Annotated in this window: 14 protein-coding genes and 1 riboswitch; of the genes, 10 read left to right on the top strand and 4 right to left on the bottom strand. The window is 68.9% G+C overall.

What is annotated here, in order from left to right:
* The 6 genes from ASE10_RS04200 to ASE10_RS04225 all read left to right on the top strand — a co-directional run bounded on the left by ASE10_RS04200 (window position 1) and on the right by ASE10_RS04225 (window position 6441).
* Complete coding sequence (locus ASE10_RS04200) at window positions 1-966, top strand: ribokinase (protein ID WP_055903629.1); 966 nt, start codon at window positions 1-3, stop codon at window positions 964-966.
* Between the two features lie 117 nt (window positions 967-1083).
* On the top strand, window positions 1084-3204 hold the full coding sequence (locus ASE10_RS04205) for a TonB-dependent receptor (RefSeq protein ID WP_055903631.1): 2121 nt from the start codon (window positions 1084-1086) through the stop codon (window positions 3202-3204).
* A gap of 27 nt (window positions 3205-3231) precedes the next feature.
* A complete protein-coding gene (locus ASE10_RS04210; protein ID WP_055903634.1) occupies window positions 3232-4326 on the top strand; it encodes a PepSY-associated TM helix domain-containing protein in 1095 nt (364 codons plus the stop codon).
* A gap of 93 nt (window positions 4327-4419) precedes the next feature.
* Window positions 4420-4755 (top strand): YegP family protein, encoded by a 336-nt coding sequence (locus ASE10_RS04215; protein WP_055903637.1) that lies wholly within the window; start codon window positions 4420-4422, stop codon window positions 4753-4755.
* 97 nt (window positions 4756-4852) lie between these two features.
* Window positions 4853-5851, top strand: a complete 999-nt coding sequence (dusB, locus tag ASE10_RS04220; protein ID WP_055903648.1) for a tRNA dihydrouridine synthase DusB — start codon at window positions 4853-4855, stop codon at window positions 5849-5851.
* 287 nt (window positions 5852-6138) lie between these two features.
* Window positions 6139-6441, top strand: coding sequence for a hypothetical protein (locus ASE10_RS04225; protein ID WP_056098938.1), 303 nt, complete (start codon window positions 6139-6141; stop codon window positions 6439-6441).
* Window positions 6442-6686: 245 nt separating this feature from the next.
* Here ASE10_RS04225 and ASE10_RS04230 read toward each other — a convergent pair whose 3' ends face one another.
* Window positions 6687-7511, bottom strand: coding sequence for a UDP-2,3-diacylglucosamine diphosphatase (locus ASE10_RS04230; protein ID WP_055903656.1), 825 nt, complete (start codon window positions 7509-7511; stop codon window positions 6687-6689).
* Window positions 7508-9268 (bottom strand): GNAT family N-acyltransferase, encoded by a 1761-nt coding sequence (locus tag ASE10_RS04235; protein ID WP_055903660.1) that lies wholly within the window; start codon window positions 9266-9268, stop codon window positions 7508-7510. Before ASE10_RS04235 ends, ASE10_RS04230 begins: the two co-directional genes overlap by 4 nt.
* Window positions 9269-9479: 211 nt before the next feature.
* Between ASE10_RS04235 and metK the strand changes: the two genes are divergently transcribed.
* On the top strand, window positions 9480-10703 hold the full coding sequence (gene metK, locus ASE10_RS04240; protein ID WP_055903663.1) for a methionine adenosyltransferase: 1224 nt from the start codon (window positions 9480-9482) through the stop codon (window positions 10701-10703).
* A gap of 314 nt (window positions 10704-11017) precedes the next feature.
* On the top strand, window positions 11018-13183 hold the full coding sequence (locus ASE10_RS04245) for an XVIPCD domain-containing protein (protein WP_056304974.1): 2166 nt from the start codon (window positions 11018-11020) through the stop codon (window positions 13181-13183).
* A 206-nt stretch (window positions 13184-13389) separates the two neighbouring features.
* On the opposite strand, the gene ASE10_RS04250 is transcribed toward ASE10_RS04245, so the two are convergent.
* Window positions 13390-15930: a prolyl oligopeptidase family serine peptidase gene (locus tag ASE10_RS04250; RefSeq protein WP_082559692.1), complete on the bottom strand. Its 2541-nt coding sequence runs from the start codon at window positions 15928-15930 to the stop codon at window positions 13390-13392.
* A gap of 157 nt (window positions 15931-16087) precedes the next feature.
* Window positions 16088-16167, top strand: a riboswitch (S-adenosyl-L-homocysteine riboswitch).
* Window positions 16168-16235: 68 nt separating this feature from the next.
* Between ASE10_RS04250 and ahcY the strand changes: the two genes are divergently transcribed.
* Window positions 16236-17666, top strand: a complete 1431-nt coding sequence (gene ahcY, locus ASE10_RS04255) for an adenosylhomocysteinase (protein WP_055903671.1) — start codon at window positions 16236-16238, stop codon at window positions 17664-17666.
* 285 nt (window positions 17667-17951) lie between these two features.
* Here the strand turns inward: ahcY and ASE10_RS04260 are convergent, their stop codons facing one another.
* Window positions 17952-18635 carry a GNAT family N-acetyltransferase gene (locus ASE10_RS04260; protein WP_055903674.1) on the bottom strand — a complete coding sequence of 228 codons (684 nt, stop codon included), beginning with the start codon at window positions 18633-18635 and terminating at the stop codon, window positions 17952-17954.
* A 144-nt stretch (window positions 18636-18779) separates the two neighbouring features.
* Here ASE10_RS04260 and metF point away from each other — a divergent pair, with 144 nt between their 5' ends.
* A complete protein-coding gene (gene metF / locus ASE10_RS04265) occupies window positions 18780-19604 on the top strand; it encodes a methylenetetrahydrofolate reductase [NAD(P)H] (RefSeq protein WP_056304972.1) in 825 nt (274 codons plus the stop codon).
* The last annotated feature ends 46 nt before the right edge of the window (window positions 19605-19650 follow it).

The raw sequence follows: 19650 nt of genomic DNA on the forward strand, positions 1-19650 counted from the left end.
ATGAGCAAGGTCGTCGTCGTCGGTTCCTTCAACGTCGATCACGTCTGGTCGGTCGCGGCGCTGCCGCGGCCCGGCGAGACCCTGGCCGGGCAGTACCACACCGGCCCCGGCGGCAAGGGCTTCAACCAGGCCACCGCCTCGGCGCGCGCCGGCGCCAGCACCAGCTTCGTCTGCGCGCTGGGCGAGGACGCGGGCGGACAGCTCGCACGCGCGCTGGCGACCGCCGACGGCATCGACCTGCGCGACCTGCGCAGCGACGCGCCGACCGGTACCGCCGGCATCTACGTCGATCGCGACGGCCGCAATTCCATCGTGATCGGCCCGGGCGCCAACGCCGAGCTGTCGACCGCTTTCGTCGACCTGCAGCGCGAGGCCATCGCCCAGGCCCGCGTGGTGCTGGGACAACTGGAATCGCCGCCGGCCTCGGTCGCGGCCGCGTTCGCGCATGCGCGCGGTGCCGGCGCGCTGGCCCTGCTCAACCCGGCGCCGGCCGACGCCGTGGCGACGCCGGAACTGTGGGCGCTGGCCGACGTGGTCACGCCCAACGAAACCGAGTTCTGCGCCCAGCTCAAGCGCCACACCGGCGCCGTGGTCGATCCCGACCAGCTCGCCGCCCTGGCCGACGACGAGCTGCACGCCGACTGTCGGCGCCTGCTGCCGCACGGCAGCGTGGTGGTGACCCTGGGCTCGGCCGGCTGCTTCGTGTCCCACGCCGAGGGCCGCCTGCACGGCGACGCGCAGGCCTATTACCGGGTCGCGGCCGCGCCGGTGCGCGCAATCGACACCACCGGCGCCGGCGACGCCTTCAACGGCGCCCTGGCCGCCTCACTGGCGCGCCACGCCCAGACCCCGTTCGCGGACCACGTGGCCTACGCCAATCGCTACGCCGGCCTGTCCACCGAGCGCGCCGGGGCCGCTTCGGCGATGCCGCGCGACCACGAGCTGCGGGCCCGCTTCGGCGCGTAAAGAGGGGCCCAGGGCCGACGATTCCAACTCCGGGCTGGCGGCCGACCCCACTCCCGGCTGTCAAATGAGAATAACTCGCATTATCATAGCGGTCCCCTGCAGTTCCCGGACCCGGTAATGCCCCCTCGTCATCTGCTCGCCAGCGCCCTGCTGGCCGTCCTCGCCGCGCCCGTGGCCTACGCCGAAGAGGCGACCGACCTCGATCGGGTCACCGTGTCGGCCAGCACCAGCCGCAGCCCCGACTCCGAGGCCGCGCTGCCGAACACCATCACGGTGATCGACCAGGCGCAGTTGCGTCAGCAGCTCGCCGTCACCCAGGACATCTCGCAGGTGCTGGCCAACCTGATCCCCTCGTTCTCGCCCTCGCGCCAGAAGCTCACCAACGGCGGCGAGACCCTGCGCGGACGCAAGCCGCTGTACCTGGTCGACGGCGTGCCGCAGTCCACGCCGCTGCGCGAAGGCGGACGCGACGGCCACACCGTCGATCCGGCCATGATCGAGCGCATCGAAGTGATCCACGGCGCCAACGCGCTGCAGGGCCTGGGCGCGTCGGGCGGCATCATCAACATCATCACCAAGCGCGCCCCGCGCCAGGACGGCGAGACCTTCCAGGACATCAGCATCGGCGCCAGCACCGCGCTGCCACACCAGAGCGACAGCACCGGCTACCGCGCGTCCTATCTGTTCGGCACCCGCAGCGGCGCCTTCGATTTCGTCGGCGGCCTGTCCTACGCCAGCGAGGGCCTGTACTACGACGGCAACGGCGACGCGATCGCGGTCAACGACATCCAGGGCGACCTGATGGACGCACGCAGCCACAACCTGTTCGCCAAGGCCGGCTGGGAACTCGACGACGAACGCCGCCTCCAGCTCACCGCCAGCCGTTACGAGCTGCGGGGCAACAACGACTACATCACCGTCAACGGCAACCTCGCCACCGGCCAGCTTGCGACCTCCACGCGCGGCAGCCGCGAGGGCGAAGGCGCGCGCAACCGTTCGACCTCGCTGGCGCTGGACTACACCGACAAATCGCTGGCCGGCGGCTATTTTCAGGCGCAGTTGTACTGGGTCGATTTCAAAGGCCTGTACGGCGCCACCGACTGGGGCGATTTCTGGCGCGACGGCCGCGACCTCCATTGGTGGGACCAGTCGCAGAACGTCTCGGAAAAGCTCGGCGGCAAGTTCAGCTGGTCGCGCGACAACCTGTTCGACCAGCGCCTGCGCGTCACCCTGGGCCTGGACTGGGCGCGCGACAAGACCTACCAGGAACTGGTGGTGGCGCGGCTGAACTGGGTGCCGGAAACGCAGTACGAATCCTGGTCGCCGTTCGTGCAGGCCGAGTGGTGGCTTACCGACAAGATCATGCTGACCGGCGGCCTGCGATACGAGCGCGGCAAGCTCAAGGTCGACGACTTCAACACCATTCCCGCCAACGCCGGCGGCAGCCGTTTCGTCGAAGGCGGCTCGCCCAAGACCAGCGAAACCCTGCCGAACTTCGGCGTGGTGTTCGAAGCCACCGACGCGCTCAAGTTCTATGCCTCCTACTCCGAGGGCTACACCGTCGCCGACATCGGCCGCGTGCTGCGCGGCATCACCGCGCCGAACCAGCGCGTCGACCAGCTGGTCGATCTGTCGCCGGTGGTGTCGGACAACCGCGAGATCGGCCTGGACTTCGACAACGGCCGCTGGTTGGTGCACCTGGCCGCGTACTGGTCGGACTCCGACCTGGGCTCGCGCCTGGCCTTCGACACCGCCACCCAAAGCTACAACGTGGTGCGCGAGCGCACCGAGATCCGCGGCATCGAAGGCAACGTCGCGTTCCAGTTCTCCGAGGCCGGCCGCGTCGGCCTGGGCTACGCCGGCGCCAAGGGCCGCTACGACAGCAACGGCGACGACCGCGTCGACAGCGACCTGCCCGGCATCAACATCAGCCCCGACCGCGTGACCGCGTTCTGGGACCAGACCTGGACCCCCGGCATCTCCACCCGCCTGCAGGGCAGCCGCTCGCTGGACCGCGACTTCGACCTGCGCGGCGTCCAGGTCGCCAGCGCCGACGGTTACACCACCTTCGACCTGCAGGCGCGCTTCGCCCTGCCGCTGGGCAGCCTGAGCCTGGGCATCGAAAACCTGTTCGACGAGCAGTACATCACCTACTACTCGCAGAGCACGCCGCGCGCCGACACCTACGTCGCCGGCCGCGGCCGGGTGTTCAGCGCGAGCTGGTCGCACCGGTTCTAAGCGGCCACTCACTAGTCCGAGCCCAGCATGACCTCACGCCAGGCATCTCATCCGATCAAGCGCCGCCTGCGGGCGGCGCTGAAGTGGCTGCATCTGTGGCTGGGGCTGAGCGTGGGCCTGGTGTTCGCCCTGGTCGCGCTGTCGGGCACGGTGCTCGCGTTCCAGCGCGAGCTGTTGGCGTGGTCGCAGCCGGACCTGGTCGAACGCGCGCTGCCGTCGCCGGCGCAACGCGAAGCCGCGCTCGCGCGCATCGTCGCCGACTGGCAGCCGCAGGGCATGAGTTCGCTGGACCTGCCGACCGCTCAGCTGCCGGTCTGGCAAGGCTATTTCCCCGACGGCGAACGGCGCTACTTCGACGGCGCCAGCGGCGAGCTGCTGCTGGTCCGCAACAAGCACAACGATGCCGTGCTATGGCTGCGCGATTGGCACACCCATCTGCTCGCGGGCAAAGCCGGCGAACAGGTGCTGGGCGTGGTCGGCCTGATCGCCTTGCTCCTGCTGCTCAGCGGTCTCTACCTGTGGTGGCCGCGATGGTCGGCGCTGGCCGCGAGCCTGCGCTGGTACCGCGGCCCGCCGACCCGGCGCTGGTTCAGCTGGCACCGCGGCGCCGGCGTGCTGTGGCTGCCGCTGACCCTGCTGGCGGTGCTGACCGGCGTCGGCATGGTCTACGACGGCCCCACCCGCACGGTCTTGCGAGCCGTATTCGGCGATGGCGCGGATGCGCGCAAGCCGCCCAAGCTCGGCGCGCGCGAGGCGGCGATCGACTGGCCGGCCCTGCTGCGCGTCGCCGACGGCCAATTGGCGGGCGCCGAGCTGCGCCGGATCGGCCTGCCCAAGGCCGACAGCGGCCTGGTCACGATCCGCATGCGCGCCGCCGGCGAATGGCACCCGGTCGGGCGCAGCGCGGTCTGGCTGGATCCCTACAAGGGCGTCGTGCTCGGTGTGCACGACGCCACCGCCCAGGGCACCGGCGCGCGCGTCAGCGAGGCCTTCTACCCGGTGCACGGCGGTTTCGTCGGCGGCCGCATCTGGCAATGGCTGGTCGCCTTCACCGGCCTGGTGCCGGGCTTCCTGTTGGTCACCGGTTTCTTGTTCTGGCGCCGCCGCACCGCCCGCCACTGAGCGGTCCTGGCCGCTCAATGTCAATGGATCGGTAACACAGCCTGGTCTAGTGTGCTTGACTAGGGCAGTTGCCCTTCCCCAAGAGGAAACACGATGGCCGGCAAGTTCGAGATCAGCAAACGTTCCAACGGCGAGTCCCAGTTCGTGCTCAAGGCCGGCAACGGCCAAGTGATCCTGACCAGCGAAGGCTATTCGGCCAAAGCATCCTGCACCGCCGGCATCGAGTCGGTACGCAAGAACAGCCAGGACCCGAAGCGCTACGACCGCAAGACCGCCAGCAACGCCAAGCTCTATTTCAACCTGACCGCGACCAACGGCCAGGTGATCGGTACCAGCCAGATGTACGCCGACGAGAGCGGCCGCGAAAACGGCATCGCCTCGGTAACCCTGAACGCCCCGGGCGCCACGGTCGACGACCAGACCGGCTGAGTTCCGCGCCCGGCCGGCCAGCGCCGGCCGGGCTTCGATGCCTGGCAATTCGGGCCTGCCACCGCGGCCCGACACGGCGGCCCGGTACAATCGCCGCATGCGCATCGGTCCCCACGACATCGATCCCCGCGTGGTGCTCGCGCCGATGGCCGGCGTCACCGACAAACCGTTCCGGGTGCTGTGCAAGCGCCTGGGCGCAGGGCTGTGCGTGTCGGAGATGACCACCAGCGACGCGCGCTTCTGGGCCACCGCCAAGTCGCGCCACCGCATGGACCACAGCGGCGAGCCCGCGCCGATCAGCGTGCAGATCGCCGGCACCGTGCCCGAGGTGATGGCCGACGCGGCGCGCCACAACGTCGATCACGGCGCCCAGATCGTCGACATCAACATGGGCTGCCCGGCCAAGAAGGTCTGCAACGCCTGGGCCGGCTCGGCGCTGATGCGCGACGAGGCGCTGGTGGCGCGCATCCTGGAGGCGGTGGTGCGGGCGGTGGACGTGCCGGTCACGCTCAAGATCCGCACCGGTTGGGACCACGACCAACGCAACGCGCTGAACATCGCGCGGATCGCCCAGGACGCCGGCATCCAGGCCCTGGCCGTGCACGGACGTACCCGCGACCAGCAGTACACCGGCACGGCCGAGTACGACACCATCGCCGCGGTCAAGGCCGAACTGCGCATCCCGGTGCTGGCCAACGGCGACATCGACTCGCCGCAGAAGGCCGCGGCGGTGCTTGCGCGCACCGGCTGCGATGCGGTGATGATCGGCCGCGCCGCGCAGGGGCGGCCGTGGATCTTCCGCGAAGTGGCGCACTACCTGGCTCACGGCGAATTGCTGCCGGAGCCTTCGCTGGCCGATATCCGCGGTTGGCTGCTCGGCCATCTGGAACATCTGCATGCGTTCTACGGCGAACTCTCGGGCGTGCGCATCGCGCGCAAGCACCTGGGCTGGTACGCCAAGGACCGGCCCGAGAACGCCGCGTTCCGCGCCGTGGTCAACCGCGCCGAAAGCGCGGATGCGCAGCTGCGCCTGACCCGCGACTACTTCGACGCGCTGATCGCCGGCGTGACGCCGGAGTTGCCGGCAGCGGCCTGAGCCGCGCATCGTCGACGGGATCGCAACGACTGCACACGTTATCCGCGATGCGCGCGCAGCGCGCACGCACGCACGCGACATCGACTCATCCGAATTCCGATGCCGCAACGCAAAAAAACGTTGCTGCCGTTCGTCGGTTTCTACGCAGACGTGACATCAGTCATGGGGCAGTACGGCACTCGCGCGCAAGCGCTTAGACGCGAATGATGTCAGTGCCGGAGTCACCCCACACCGGCCTGCGGCGACGTCGCAGCCACAGGGCCAGGAGGCCCGACCGGAGAACGTCAATGAACGCAAGAACCGCACTGTTCGTCGTCGCCATGGCCGCGGCCGCACCGGTCTACGCCAATGAAGTGGTGAGTACGCTGTCCCAGGAAACCGGGCTGAGCGAACGCAAGGTCCAGATGATCATCGGCAACCGCACGGCCTTTGCCGAATACACGCGCAGTTACGATCGCTCGCTCGCGCAGTTCAAGCGCGAACTCGGCAACGAGCGCTATCAGCGCCTGATGGCCGGCAAGGCGATTCAGATCGGCGACCGCCAGGTCGCGCTGGGCGGCGTCCAGGATCGCGACGTCGCGGCCAAGTAAGCCGCGGCGCATTCGCCACCGCCAGCCTTCCCTCCCCTTCGGCGAGGCGGGCGGATGGCGAATGCGGGCCACAGGCGCCACGCCGCTCGAAGCCATAGCGCGCGAGCGCTCTCGCCAGCAGTGGACGCAATGCGGGCGCGTTCATGCAGATGGCTGGGACCCACCGGCTCGTAGCCGCGCGGACTTCGCGAACATCGACGACTGCGACTCGCGTCGCTCCCGAACCGAAGCCCGGCGGCTGCGGCTCAAGCCGCTTGCGGCAACGCCGACGGCAACTGGCGCGGTTCGCGCGAGGGCAGCATCGCCAGGGTTTCGCCGGTGTGCGAGAGCAGGCGCAGGCTGCCGTCGGGATCTTCGGCCAGCGCAGTCAGGTTTTCGACCCAGTCGCCGTCGTTGGCGTAGACGCAGCCATCGCGCTCGAACAGGCCCGGTCGGTGGATATGGCCGCAGATCACTCCGTCCAGGCCGCGCCGGCGTGCGTCGTCCATGCCGGCCTGGACGAAGCGCGCGATGTAGCGCTCGGCCGCGCCGCTCTGGCGCTTGAGGAACTCCGACAGCGACCAGTAGCGCAGCCCGAAGCGGCGGCGCACCCGGTTCAGCATCTGGTTGCCGGTGAGGATGCGGTAGTAGAGCCAGTCGCCGAAGCGCTCTTGCAGGCCGCCGAAATGGGTGACGCCGTCGTAGTCGTCGCCGTGGGTGACCAGCAGGCGGCGGCCGTCGGCGGCGACGTGGATGGTGCGGCGGCGGATCGACATGCGCGGCAGCGCCAGGCCGCAGAAGCGGCGGATCGGGCGATCGTGGTTGCCGGGCACGTAGATCAGTTCGGTGCCGGCGCGGCGCAGCGCATGCAGGGCTTCGATCACCCGGTACTGGGCCGCGCCCCAACTCATGCGCCGCTGCGCCATCCACCACAGGTCGACGATATCGCCAACCAGGTACAGACGGTCGCAGCGCAGGTTGCCCAGGAACTCGGCCAGTTCCGCGGCGTGGCAGTGTTTGGCGCCCAGGTGCACGTCCGACAGGAACACGGCACGGCGGCGCGGTGGCAGTTGTGCGATCGACGGGCTCATACGCGGCTCTCGCTGGCGACGGAAGCATCGTCGTGGCGCGACGCGGCCGCTTCGGCCGCCGGATCGACCACGCTCAGATAGCGTTCGCGCTTCTTCGGCCGCACGCGTTCCAGATCGACCTCGATCAGGCCGTCGACCGCGTCGCTGAAGGCCGGGTCCACGCCGAAGGCGAGGAACCGTGCCCCGCCCGGCTCGCACAGTTCGGTGTATTGCTTGTAGAGCATGGGCAGGGTCGCGCCGAGCGCGTCCAGGTTGCCCCGCAGCACCCGGAACGCGGTGCCGGCGTCGAGTTCGTCGAACTGCGGCGGCGCCGCGCGGTAGGCGAAGGGCTGCCTGGACACCGCCGCGCCCTCGCCGGCGCCGTAGTAGCGCGCGTAGTAGGCGACGATCTGCTCGCGCGCCGCCGGCGGCAGCGCGGCGCTGATCGAGACCGGGCCGTACAGATAGCGCACGTTGCGATGGCGCGCGAGGTAGGCGCCGATGCCCTGCCACAGGTAGTCGATGCTGCGGCTGCCCCAGTAATCGGGGGCGACGAAGCTGCGGCCCAGCTCCATGCCCTGGGCCAGACGCGGCACGGTGTCGTCGGCGTAGCGAAACAGCGAGGCGGTGTAGAGCCCGGCCAGGCCGCGTTCGGCCAGCACCTGAGCGCCGCGCGCGATGCGGTAGGCGCCGGCGATCTTCGAAGCCGCCGCGTCCCACAGCACGATGTGCTCGTACCAGCTGTCGTAGAGGTCCACATCCAGGCGCCGCCCGGTGCCCTCGCCGACCGCGCGGAAGGTCAGTTCGCGCAGGCGGCCGATTTCGCGCAGCAGCTTGGAACCGGCCTGGAGGCGGCCGACCCGGATCTGCTTGCCGTCGAAGGTCTGGCCCAGCGAGGTCAGCGCGGCGACCTCGACGCGCAGCGCGTCCGCATCGACCGCGTCGATCAGCGGCTCCGGGCCTTCCGGCGCCGGCCGTTCGCGCACCGTGCCGATCGCGTGCAGCTCGCGCCGGACCTCGCGCAGCAGGCGGTTGGGATCGGCGTCGGCCGGCAGGGTCAGCGGGCGGCCGATGCGCAGGGCGATCCGGCGTGCGCCGCGCGCGAACATTTCGCGCGCCAGCAGCGCAGTGCCGGCCGGCTTGAACAGGGCCGAGGCGCCGTAGAACAAAGCCGAATTGCGCGCCTCGATCCGCACCGGCAGCACCGGCGCTCCGGTCTTGCGGGCGAAACGCAGGAAACCGCGGCGCCAGCGCCCGTCGGTGACGCCGCGCAGGCCCAGCCGCGCGACTTCGCCGGCCGGGAACACGATCACGCACTGCTCGGCCTCCAGCGCCGCCTCGATCGCCTGCAGGCTCTCGGCGCTGGGTCGGCCGCCGAGAATCTTCACCGGCAGGATCAGCCCGTCCAGGCCGTCCAGCGCCTGCAGCAGGTCGTTGGCGACGATGCGCACGTCGCTGCGCACACTGCCCACAAGGTCCAGCAGGGCCAGCGCGTCGATCGCCCCGGAGGGGTGGTTGGCGACCACCAGCAGGCGGCCGCTGGCCGGGATGCGCTGCTTCTCGGCCGGGTCGGCGGTGTAGCGGGCTTGCAGGAACTCCAGGCCGGCGCTGACGAAGGCGAAGCCGCGTAGGTGGCCGTTCTCGGCCAGGAAGCCGTCTACGGCGTCAAACTTCGACCAGCGGCCGATGGTCCGCAGCAGCGGCCGGGCCAACCGTGCCCGGCGGCCCCGGAACCACTGCGGGAAGCGTTCTTGCAGGCGTCGTTCGAGTTGCAGCATGGCTGGCGTCGCGCTGGCGGCGTTATGCCGCGCAGCCTGGGCCGCCCCGGCGACAGTCCGATGGCGCCGACGCTTCAGCCATGTGACAGCCGTTTCCTGCGGCGGCCGCTTAACGACCCATCAACATCGGAAATGGGCACAATGCGCCGAACCGCCCGAGCCTGTATCATGGGCGGCCATCTTTTTATCCGAATCGAAGGATATTCGCCTGATGTCCAGCTACCTGTTCACTTCCGAGTCCGTGTCCGAAGGCCATCCGGACAAGATCGCCGACCAGATTTCCGATGCGGTGCTGGACGCGATCCTGGCCCAGGACAAGCGCGCGCGCGTGGCCTGCGAGACCATGGTCAAGACCGGCGCGGCGATCGTCGCCGGCGAAGTCACCACCTCGGCCTGGGTCGACATCGAGTCGCTGGCGCGCAAGGTGATCAACGACATCGGCTACAACAATTCCAACGTCGGCTTCGACGGCCACACTTGCGCGATCATCAACATGCTCGGCAAGCAGTCGCCGGACATCGCCGCCGGCGTGGACCGCAAGAAGCCGGAAGAACAGGGCGCGGGCGACCAGGGCCTGATGTTCGGCTACGCCTGCAACGAAGCTCCGGAGTTCATGCCGGCGCCGATCTACTACTCGCACCGTCTGGTCGAGCAGCAGGCCAAGGTCCGCAAGCAGAAGAATTCCAAGCTGCCGTGGCTGCGTCCGGACGCCAAGTCGCAGGTCACCCTGCGCTACGACGACAAGCACCAGGTCGCCGGCCTCGACGCCGTGGTCCTGTCGACCCAGCACGATCCGGGCGTGAAGCAGAAGGACCTGGTCGAGGGCGTGTACGAGCACATCCTCAAGCCGGTGCTGCCCAAGGCGTGGCTCGAGAAGCTGCCCAAGAACAAGGTCCACATCAACCCGACCGGCATCTTCGTGATCGGCGGCCCGGTCGGCGACTGCGGCCTGACCGGCCGCAAGATCATCGTCGACAGCTACGGCGGCATGGCCCGTCACGGCGGCGGCGCGTTCTCGGGTAAGGATCCGTCCAAGGTCGACCGCTCGGCCGCGTACGCCGCGCGCTACGTCGCCAAGAACATCGTCGCCGCCGGCCTGGCCGATCGCTGCGAAGTGCAGGTGTCCTACGCGATCGGCGTCGCCGAGCCGACCTCGATCTCGGTCACCACCTTCGGCACCGGCAAGATCAGCGACGACAAGATCGAGAAGCTGATCCGCAAGCACTTCGACCTGCGCCCGTACGGCATCGTCAAGATGCTCGACCTGATCCACCCGGTCTACCAGCTGACCGCGGCCTACGGCCACTTCGGCCGCAAGCCCAAGGAAGTCAGCTACGTCGACGCCGCCGGCAAGAAGCACACCGCGACCGCGTTCTCGTGGGAAAAGACCGACCGGGCCGACGATCTGCGTAAGGACGCCGGGCTGAAGAAGTAAGCCCAGCATCTCCGCATCATAAAAAAAGGCCGCGAAAGCGGCCTTTTTTTATGGGGTTCCGCCAGGCAGCGGGCAGCATGCGCGCGGCTACGCCTGGCGACCGCGCGCCACCGCCTGCTGCGTCGTGGACGCGCTCGGCAACGCATCGCGCGCGACCCCGGCCTGGCTGCATGGAAGAACGGAGCGGCCACTCGGGTCCGCACCCTAACCTGCTCCAGGTCCAGGACACGTACTGGTCGGCGATGGGGAGCTTGGCTCCAGAAGAAGGCAAGCATCCACCGGCCGGATGGACTCGCGCCAGCGAGAATCTCGATATGCTGCGGCAGGCTGCGCCGGATCTTGCGCACCTGACCGACAGGCAGTTGCTCGACTATCTCAAGCCCGACGACTCCGGCTTTCGCGCCGAAATCTACCTGCCCGACCCGAAGATCCTGGGCCCAGGCTACATACCAGTGATCGTGCCGAAGGGTTCGGCCGGCGAAGTAGCGGGCCCGGACGGCAAGTTGCATGCCACCGGCCCCGAGGACTTCATCGCCAACAATTTCCCGCAGTCAATCGGATTAAGGAGCGACTATTACGACCGCTCGATGCAGTTGGCGTTGTTTGTGGAAAACAGCGGCCTCATCGCCGAATACGCCGGACACTCCCTCGGCGGAGGTAACGCATCCGCCATGTCGGCCGTCACCGGTCGTCCGGCCACCACCTTCAACGCCGCCGGCCTGCACCCGGAAACCGCCGCGCGCTTCGCTCGCGAACATCCCGGTGTGCAGGTCCACGACACCCACCGCACCGTCACCGCCTACCAGATCCGCGGCGAGCTGCTCAACGACGGTGTCCAGCACAATATCGACCGTCTCGACGCCTACCATCGCGCGCAGCTGGCCGGCGTGCTCAAGGAAAGTTGCGACCTGTTGCGGAGCGTGCCCGAGGGCCAGCGGCTGCTGAGTTCCAAGCTCTACGCCATGCTGCCGGAGCACGCCCGTCCCGCGGCCCGCGAGTTCGTCAAGGAACTCGCCGAGGGCGACACCCGCCAGATGCTGCGCGACCTGCCGCTCGCAGCGGGCAAGGTGGTGCCCTTGGACGACGTAAAGGTATGGAACAACGGCCGTCTGGTCGATCGGGAGCAGCAATTGACGCTCACCGAAATCTCCAACTTCGCCAAGCCGGTGCTCGAAACCGCACACCTCACTTTGCTGGGCGCGCACGCGGGCCGCGAAGTCGGCGAACTGACGGCGACCTCCGGGCGCGCCGCCGCGCACGGCCTGGACGGCGCCGGCAACGTCATGCGCATGTCGAGCGCGAACGCGGCCGATTTCGCCGATGTCGTGTCCCACGTCTCGCACGCGACGGCGCAGGGCAGCGTGCGCATCGGCGGCGAGGCCGCGGCGCAGGTACGGCTTGCGGCCGGCCACGCCGAGGCGATCGTCGACACGGCGCAGGGCCAGGCGCAACTGCGTGGCGCGCAAGCGGCGGCGGGCGTGCTGCGCCACATCAGCGGCTTGGACGTGCTGCCCGACAACGTCCAGCGCTGGGCGCACGACCACGCCGACGGCATCAAGCGCGGCGGCGTCGAGGCGCACGCGCGCAATCGCGGCGAAGCCGCACAGGCGCGCGCCGAGGCGACTCAGGATGCGAGCTCGATCCGAGCCGCGGCGTCCGCGCGCGTGGTCGATCTGGAGCGGGTGCAGGCAGTGGTCGAAGATACGCAGCGCTCGGTCATCGCCGGGCCCGGTGCTTCAGCGGACCTGGCCTTGGATGCCGGCGGCCGCACGCCGATGCTTGGCGCCGGCGCGGGCGCCGCCGCCGGCGGCGCGGCCGGCGTGATGAGCCACCTCAATCCGAGCGACCTGGTGCAGACCGAGCGCTTCGCTCGCGGCGCTTATACGCAGGGCGGAGAAGGCATCACCCGCCACCTGATGACCGAAGCCGTGCTGCCGAGCATGGCCTCGCGCGTGCAAGCGCAGGAACGCGCCGTGCGCGCCGAGTTCCCGCAACTGACCGCGCCGGCGCCGGCGCAAGCGGCTACCAAGCCGGCGCCGGCGGGTCCGGACAACCCCGGCCATCGCGACCATTCGATGCTGCTGCAGATCCGCGATGGCGTGCGCAAGCTCGATGCGCAGATCGGCAAGCCTTACGACGAAGGCAGCGAGCGGATCAGCCGCGCCTTGCTGGCCGAGTCGAAGGACCCTCGCGGCCGGTACCCGGGTGCGAACGTGTCGGCGTCGGCCAATGCGCTCGGCCGCGTGGATCACGTCGTGGCCGCCAACAACGGCAATATCTTCGCGGTCGAGGGCAAGCTCGACGACCCTGCCCACAAACGCGCGTTCGTTGCGTCGGAACAGGCGCTCAAGACGCCGGTGGAACAGTCCGACCAGAAGCTCGCGGCCGCAAACCAGACGATCGACCAGGAGCTGGAGCGCCAACGCACGCAAACGCAACAGCAAGCACACAACCCCAACGATCCTGGAAAGACGCGCTGACTATTCCGTTCGTCATTCCGCTAGTCGTTTCGCCAGCCATGCCGCTCACGCAAGCCGCCGTGACGGCTCACCATCCCGCCCACGAACCTTGACGCTGCTTCACCGCGACCTCATCGCCAGCGCACGGCGTACGCGGCGATCTGTGCGGCCGTCCGTCGCCTACGCCCCAAAGCGAACCGGGCGCCGTGAAGGCGCCCGGTTCTATGTCATTCACGGCTTATCGCGGGCTGGACATTCTTCACATACCGCTCCAGCCAGTCGTTCGACTCGGCCAGCATGTGCAGGATCGACTCGCGCGCGCGGTAGCCATGCGCTTCGTTCGGCAGCATCACCAGGCGCGCATTGCCGCCCAGACCCTTGATCGCGGCGTACATGCGTTCGCTCTGGATCGGGTAGGTGCCGGAGTTGTTGTCCTGTTCGCCGTGGATCAGCAGTATTGGATCCTTGATCTTGTCGGCGAAGTTGAACGGCGACATGGTGTCGTAGGTGCCCTGCGCCTGCCAGTAGTTGCGCTCCTCGGCCTGGAAACCGAACGGCGTGAGGGTGCGGTTGTAGGCGCCGCTGCGGGCGATGCCGGCCTTGAACAGCCGCGTATGCGCGAGCAGGTTGGCGGTCATGAAGGCGCCGTAGGAATGACCGCCGATCGCGATCCGTTCGCGGTCGGCGACGCCGCGCCGCACGACTTCGTCCACCGCGGCCTGGGCGCTGGCGGTGAGCTGCTGCAGATAGGTGTCGTTGGGTTCCTTGTCGCCCTCGCCGACGATCGGCATCGAGGGGTCGTCGAGCACGGCGTAGCCCATCGCCAGGAACGCCTGCGGGCCCCAGTAGCCGACCGCGTTGAAGCGGTACGGCGAGTCGGTGACCTGGCTGGCGGCGCTGGCGGATTTGAATTCCTGCGGATAGGCCCACATCAGCAGCGGCAGCGGGCCGTCGCGCTTGGGTTCGTACTTGGGCGGCAGATAGAGCGTGCCGGTAAGTTCGACGCCGTCGGCGCGGCTGTAGCGGATCTGCTCCTTCTTGACGTCCTTGAGCTGCGGCGTGGGATGCGGGAAGCGGGTCAGCGCGGTCGGCGCGGCGTCGGCCCGGGCCAGGTCGCGGATGTAGTAGTTGGTCGGCTCGGTCGGCGATTCGCGCGTGGTGACGGCGCGCGTGCCGGTGTTGTCGAGCAGCGCGCGCGGGTACTCGTAGTACGGCGCCTGCGAGTGGAACAGCCGGGTCTTCTTGCCGTCGGCCAGGTTCAGCTTGTCCACGAACGGACGGTCGCCCTCGGACGAGGCGCCGTCGCCGATCAGGAACACGCTGTCGCCGTCCAGGATCAGGCGCGGATTGCCGGCCGCGTCGCTTTCGGTGGCCGGCGTGCCGGGGTCGTTGTAGCGGTCCTCATAGGAACCTTCGAACACCAGCTGCGGCTCGCGGCCGACGTCGTCCGGCGCCACGCGCCACTGCTTGGTCTGGCGGGTCTTCCACCAGGACTCGCTGATCAGCGCCAGGTCGCCGCGGCCCCATTCGATGTCGGACACGCGCGTGCCCAGCTGCGCCAGGGTCACCGGCGGCTTCTCGAACGGCGCGGCCTGCATCAGCACCGCGTCGCGAATCGCGACCTGCTTGGCCGGATCGCCGCCGTCCTGCGCCTCGGCCCAGACCAGGGTCGCCGGCGCGTCGCCGCGCCAGCCGATGGAACGCACGCCGGTGGGCACGGCGTCGTTGCCGGTGGGCAGGCCCTCGAACAGCGGCAGCTTGGCGATTTCGTAGACCAGCTTGCCGTCCAACGCCAGCACTTCGATCCGGCGCGGGAAATAGAACGACGGCACCACGTAGGAGAACGGCCGCTCGATCCGCTGCGCGAGCAGCAGCTTGCCGTCCGGCGACGGCGCCAGCGATTGGTAGAGATCCGGCAGCCCGACCTTGGCGAGCTTGCCGGTCAGGTCGATCAGGGCCGGCTGCGAGCGCAGGTAATGCGCGAACAGGCGCGCGTCGTTCTCGTTCTTGAGCAGATCCTGGAAGGTGCGCAGTTGGCGCACCGTGCCGCCGCCCAGGGTCTGTTGCGTGGCCGGGCCGGTCGGGATGCCGTCGGACGCCGGCGGCGCGCCCTGGTTTTCGGGCTGCAATTGCACCAGCAGGCGGCGGCTGTCGGGCATCCAGGTGTAACCGCGGCCGCTGACGGTGTTGAGCGGTTGCGCGATCAGCCGGCGCGCGCTGCGCGCGGCCACATCGACCACCCACAGTTCGTTGGCGCCGGTCTTGGCGTCGATGTGGTTGAACGCGATCTGGCTCTGGTCCGGCGACCAGCTGACGCTGGCCAGGGCCAACGGCTGCGGCAGACCCTGCAGACGGATGTCCTTGCCGGTCGCGATATCCAGCAGCCACAGATCGGTGCCGAAACTGAACCGGCTTTGCGCGTACGTGCGCGGGTTGATGCGCAGGCCGGCGAGCTTGAGTTCGGGCTGCGCGACCACGTCGATGCCGGGCAGGCTGGGCACCTGCATCATCGCCGCCAGGTCGCGGCGCGGGCTCAGCATCAGCTGCGGCGGGCGCGGGGCGTCGACCAGGGCCTGCAGCGCGGGCGGCGGCAGGCGGTAGCCGCTGTCGGCGGCAGCGGCGGGCTTGGCAGGCGCGGCCGCGAACGCGGCGGCAGGCGCGGCCGCGAACGCGGCGGCAGGCGCGAGCGACACGCCCGCGATCAGGCTGGCGATCAGGCTGGCAACCAGGGCCAGGGAAACACAACGAGGCCGTAAGGGCTTCTTCATGGGCGATCCGCTTGCGTAGTGATGGCGGAAACGGCCGCGGCCACGGCGTGGATCCCCTGCCGGCGGCGGTCCGTCGATGAACGGGGCCGGGCCGGAGCCCTCCCCAAGGGTCGAGGATAGCGGCTTCCGGCGGCGACTACCGGTACAATTCTGCCGGTTCGCCGAGGGGCGCTGCGACCGCGACGCAAGAGCGCGGCCAGGCTTGGCGGATTCCAAACGTAACGGCGCCCGATGTCCGCGGTCACCGCGCTTTCCGGCCCCATGCCGGTCTCGACGCGGCAGACCCCAAAAATCGGAGCTAAACAATGAACGCTGTAGCCAAGACCTTCTCCACCGACGGCGATTACAAGGTCGCCGACATCTCGCTGGCCGATTGGGGCCGCAAGGAACTCGACATCGCCGAGCATGAAATGCCGGGCCTGATGTCGATCCGCAAGAAGTACGCCGCCTCGCAGTCGCTCAAGGGCGTGCGCGTGACCGGTTCGCTGCACATGACCATCCAGACCGCGGTCCTGATCGAGACCCTGAAGGATCTCGGCGCCGACGTGCGCTGGGCCTCGTGCAACATCTTCTCGACCCAGGACCACGCCGCCGCCGCGATCGCGGCCACCGGCACCCCGGTGTTCGCCTGGAAGGGCGAAACCCTGGAGGAATACTGGGACTGCACGCTCGACGCGCTGACCTTCCCGGGCAACAAGGGCCCGGAGCTGGTCGTCGACGACGGCGGCGACGTGACCCTGCTGATCCACAAGGGCTACGAGCTCGAGAACGGCTCCAAGTGGGTCGACGAGCCGGCGTCCTCGCACGAAGAGCAGATCATCAAGAACCTGCTCAAGCGCGTCGCCAAGGAACGTCCGGGCTTCTGGCATACCGTGGTCAAGGACTGGAAGGGCGTCTCGGAAGAGACCACCACCGGCGTGCACCGCCTGTACCAGCTGGCCGAAGCCGGCACCCTGCTGGTCCCGGCGATCAACGTCAATGACTCGGTCACCAAGTCCAAGTTCGACAACCTGTACGGCTGCCGCGAGTCGCTGGCCGACGGCCTCAAGCGCGCGATGGACGTGATGCTGGCCGGCAAGGTCGCGGTCGTGTGCGGCTACGGCGACGTCGGCAAGGGCTCGGCCCATTCGCTGCGCGCTTACGGCGCCCGCGTCGTGGTCACCGAAATCGACCCGATCAACGCCCTGCAGGCGGCGATGGAAGGCTTCGAGGTCAACACCGTCGAGAGCACCCTCGGCCGCGGCGACATCTACGTCACCACCACCGGCAACAAGGACGTGCTGACGCTCGAGCACATGTCGCAGATGAAGGATCAGGCCATCGTCTGCAACATCGGCCACTTCGACAACGAGATCCAGGTCGATGCGCTGAACGCCTCGGGCGCGACCAAGCTCAACATCAAGCCGCAGGTCGACAAGTACACCTTCAAGAACGGCAACTCGATCTTCCTGCTGGCCGAAGGCCGCCTGGTCAACCTGGGTTGCGCCACCGGCCACCCGAGCTTCGTGATGTCGAACTCGTTCTCGAACCAGACCCTGGCCCAGATCGACCTGTGGGCGAACAAGGACAGCTACGAGCCGAAGGTCTACATCCTGCCGAAGAAGCTGGACGAGGAAGTCGCGCGTCTGCACCTGGAAAAGATCGGCGTGAAGCTGACCCGTCTGACCGACGAGCAGGCCGCCTACCTCGGCGTCTCGGCCGACGGTCCGTACAAGCCGGATCACTACCGCTACTGATCGACGGCGGCCGCCAGGCCGCTGCGATGCAAGACGGGAACGGGCGCTACGGCGCCCGTTTTCTTTTGCGGACGGGCTGCGGCGTCGAGGCGATGGCGACGGGCGCACGACAGGCGCACCGGCTTCCTGTGGGAGCGGCGTGAGCCGCGATTGCGGAAGGTGGCATAGCGGCGCGGTCGCGGCTTACGCCGCTCCTACCCCAAAGCCTCGGTCCCGTGGGATGCGGCGATGCACCGGCGCGGCGCATCGTCCGTCGCATCAAGGCAATGCGCTGACTATCGCGCCCTACCCGTCCGCGCGACGCAGCGACCAGAACGGTATCTCGCGCCGCAGTCGATAGCCGTTCTGCTCGTACAGGGCGATCGCACGCGGATTCTCCTGGCTCACGTGCAGGAACGGGATCCGCCCGCGCGCATGGTTGTCGTTGGACAGGAACACCAGCAGCCGGCGCGCGTAGCCGCGGCCGTTGAAATCCGGATGCGTGCAGACCGCGCTGATCTCGGTGTACGCATCCGTGCCCATGCGCTCGCCGATCATGGCCGCGAGCCGGCCGTCCTGGTAGATGCCGAAGTAGCGGCCCAGGTCCATGGTGCGCGGGCGGAAATAATGCGGATACACCAGAGCGGTCAGGGCCAGCACGTCCTCGCGCCGGCTCTCGTCCAGCGGCACGATCTCCGGGCCTTCGACCGCAGCCACCGGGCGGTCGCAGATCATCTGCGCCAGATCGGCCAGATGGGTCAGCTGCCAGGCCGCGGACACCGTCGGCGCGCGCCCCAGCACCAGCGCGGTATCGCCGGCCGGGACCAGCGCCTGCAGCGCGGTATGTGCCTCCAGGCCGGCCTGCGGCACGCCCAGGAACGGCGCCACCTGCGCCGGATAACGCGCGGCCTGCCCCTCGCGCAAGGCCAGCGGCCGGTGCCGGCTGGCCAGGGATTCCCAGATCGGGTTATCGAGTACTTGTTCGGACATGCGGGGTCACCGTGTGCGCTGAGACGGGTCTAAGGGGCAGGTTTGGGCCGGCGGGCGCGGCGATCAAGGGCTGAACGGATTACGTTTTATTTCATCGCGATGAAGCGATACCATGGACGCCACTCCGTCGCGCGTCCCTCGCCCATGCTGCCGATCAGTTTCGAGTTCTACCCGCCCAAGACCGACGAGCAGCGCGCGCAGCTGGACAAGACCGCGGCCAAGCTCAAGGCGCGCAAGCCGCACTACGTGTCCTGCACCTTCGGCGCCGGCGGCTCGACCCTGAGCTACACCCCGGACACCGTGCGCCACCTGCGCGAAACCCACAGCCTGGACGCCGCGCCGCACCTGTCCTGCGTCGGCGGCACCCGCGCCGAAATCCGCCAGCTGCTGAGCCAGTACCGCGATATCGGCTGCCGCCGCCTGGTCACCCTGCGCGGCGATCTGCCCTCGGGCATGGCCAGCGCCGGCGACCTGCGCTACGCCAACGAACTGGTCGAGTTCATCCGCGCCGAAACCGGCGACCACTTCCACATCGAAGTCGCGGCGTATCCGGAAATGCACCCGCAGGCGCGCGACGCCCACAGCGACCTGGAAAATTTCAAGCGCAAGGTCCGCGCCGGCGCCAACGGCGCGATCACCCAGTACTTCTACAACGCCGACGCCTACTTCCGTTTCGTCGACGACGTGCGCGCGGCCGGGATCGACATTCCGATCGTGCCGGGCATCATGCCGATCGCCAACTTCAGCCAGCTGCACCGTTTTTCCGACCTGTGCGGCGCCGAAATCCCGCGCTGGATCCAGCAGCGCATGATGGCCTACGGCGACGACGCCGACAGCCTGCGCGAGTTCGGCGCCGACGTGGTCGCGCAGCTGTGCCGGCGCCTGATCGAAGGCGGCGCGCCGGGCCTGCATTTCTACACCCTGAATCTGTCCAAGCCGACGCTGAGCGTGGTCTCGCGCCTGGGTTGATGCGCCGCCGTGCGCGCTACGCGTACGGCGGATGAACGGACTGCGA

It is taken from the genome of Lysobacter sp. Root76 (assembly GCF_001428685.1).
Taxonomy (GTDB): domain Bacteria; phylum Pseudomonadota; class Gammaproteobacteria; order Xanthomonadales; family Xanthomonadaceae; genus Lysobacter.

Bases quoted from the DNA above. Each gene is read 5' to 3' on its own strand.
- ASE10_RS04225 (WP_056098938.1), top strand. From the start codon at position 6,139: ATGAACGCAAGAACCGCACTGTTCGTCGTCGCCATGGCCGCGGCCGCA.
- ASE10_RS04215 (WP_055903637.1), top strand. From the start codon at position 4,420: ATGGCCGGCAAGTTCGAGATCAGCAAACGTTCCAACGGCGAGTCCCAG.
- ASE10_RS04200 (WP_055903629.1), top strand. From the start codon at position 1: ATGAGCAAGGTCGTCGTCGTCGGTTCCTTCAACGTCGATCACGTCTGG.
- metF (WP_056304972.1), top strand. From the start codon at position 18,780: ATGCTGCCGATCAGTTTCGAGTTCTACCCGCCCAAGACCGACGAGCAG.
- ASE10_RS04205 (WP_055903631.1), top strand. From the start codon at position 1,084: ATGCCCCCTCGTCATCTGCTCGCCAGCGCCCTGCTGGCCGTCCTCGCC.
- dusB (WP_055903648.1), top strand. From the start codon at position 4,853: ATGCGCATCGGTCCCCACGACATCGATCCCCGCGTGGTGCTCGCGCCG.
- metK (WP_055903663.1), top strand. From the start codon at position 9,480: ATGTCCAGCTACCTGTTCACTTCCGAGTCCGTGTCCGAAGGCCATCCG.
- ASE10_RS04250 (WP_082559692.1), bottom strand. From the start codon at position 15,930: ATGAAGAAGCCCTTACGGCCTCGTTGTGTTTCCCTGGCCCTGGTTGCC.
- ASE10_RS04260 (WP_055903674.1), bottom strand. From the start codon at position 18,635: ATGTCCGAACAAGTACTCGATAACCCGATCTGGGAATCCCTGGCCAGC.
- ASE10_RS04210 (WP_055903634.1), top strand. From the start codon at position 3,232: ATGACCTCACGCCAGGCATCTCATCCGATCAAGCGCCGCCTGCGGGCG.
- ASE10_RS04230 (WP_055903656.1), bottom strand. From the start codon at position 7,511: ATGAGCCCGTCGATCGCACAACTGCCACCGCGCCGCCGTGCCGTGTTC.
- ASE10_RS04235 (WP_055903660.1), bottom strand. From the start codon at position 9,268: ATGCTGCAACTCGAACGACGCCTGCAAGAACGCTTCCCGCAGTGGTTC.
- ASE10_RS04245 (WP_056304974.1), top strand. From the start codon at position 11,018: ATGCTGCGGCAGGCTGCGCCGGATCTTGCGCACCTGACCGACAGGCAG.
- ahcY (WP_055903671.1), top strand. From the start codon at position 16,236: ATGAACGCTGTAGCCAAGACCTTCTCCACCGACGGCGATTACAAGGTC.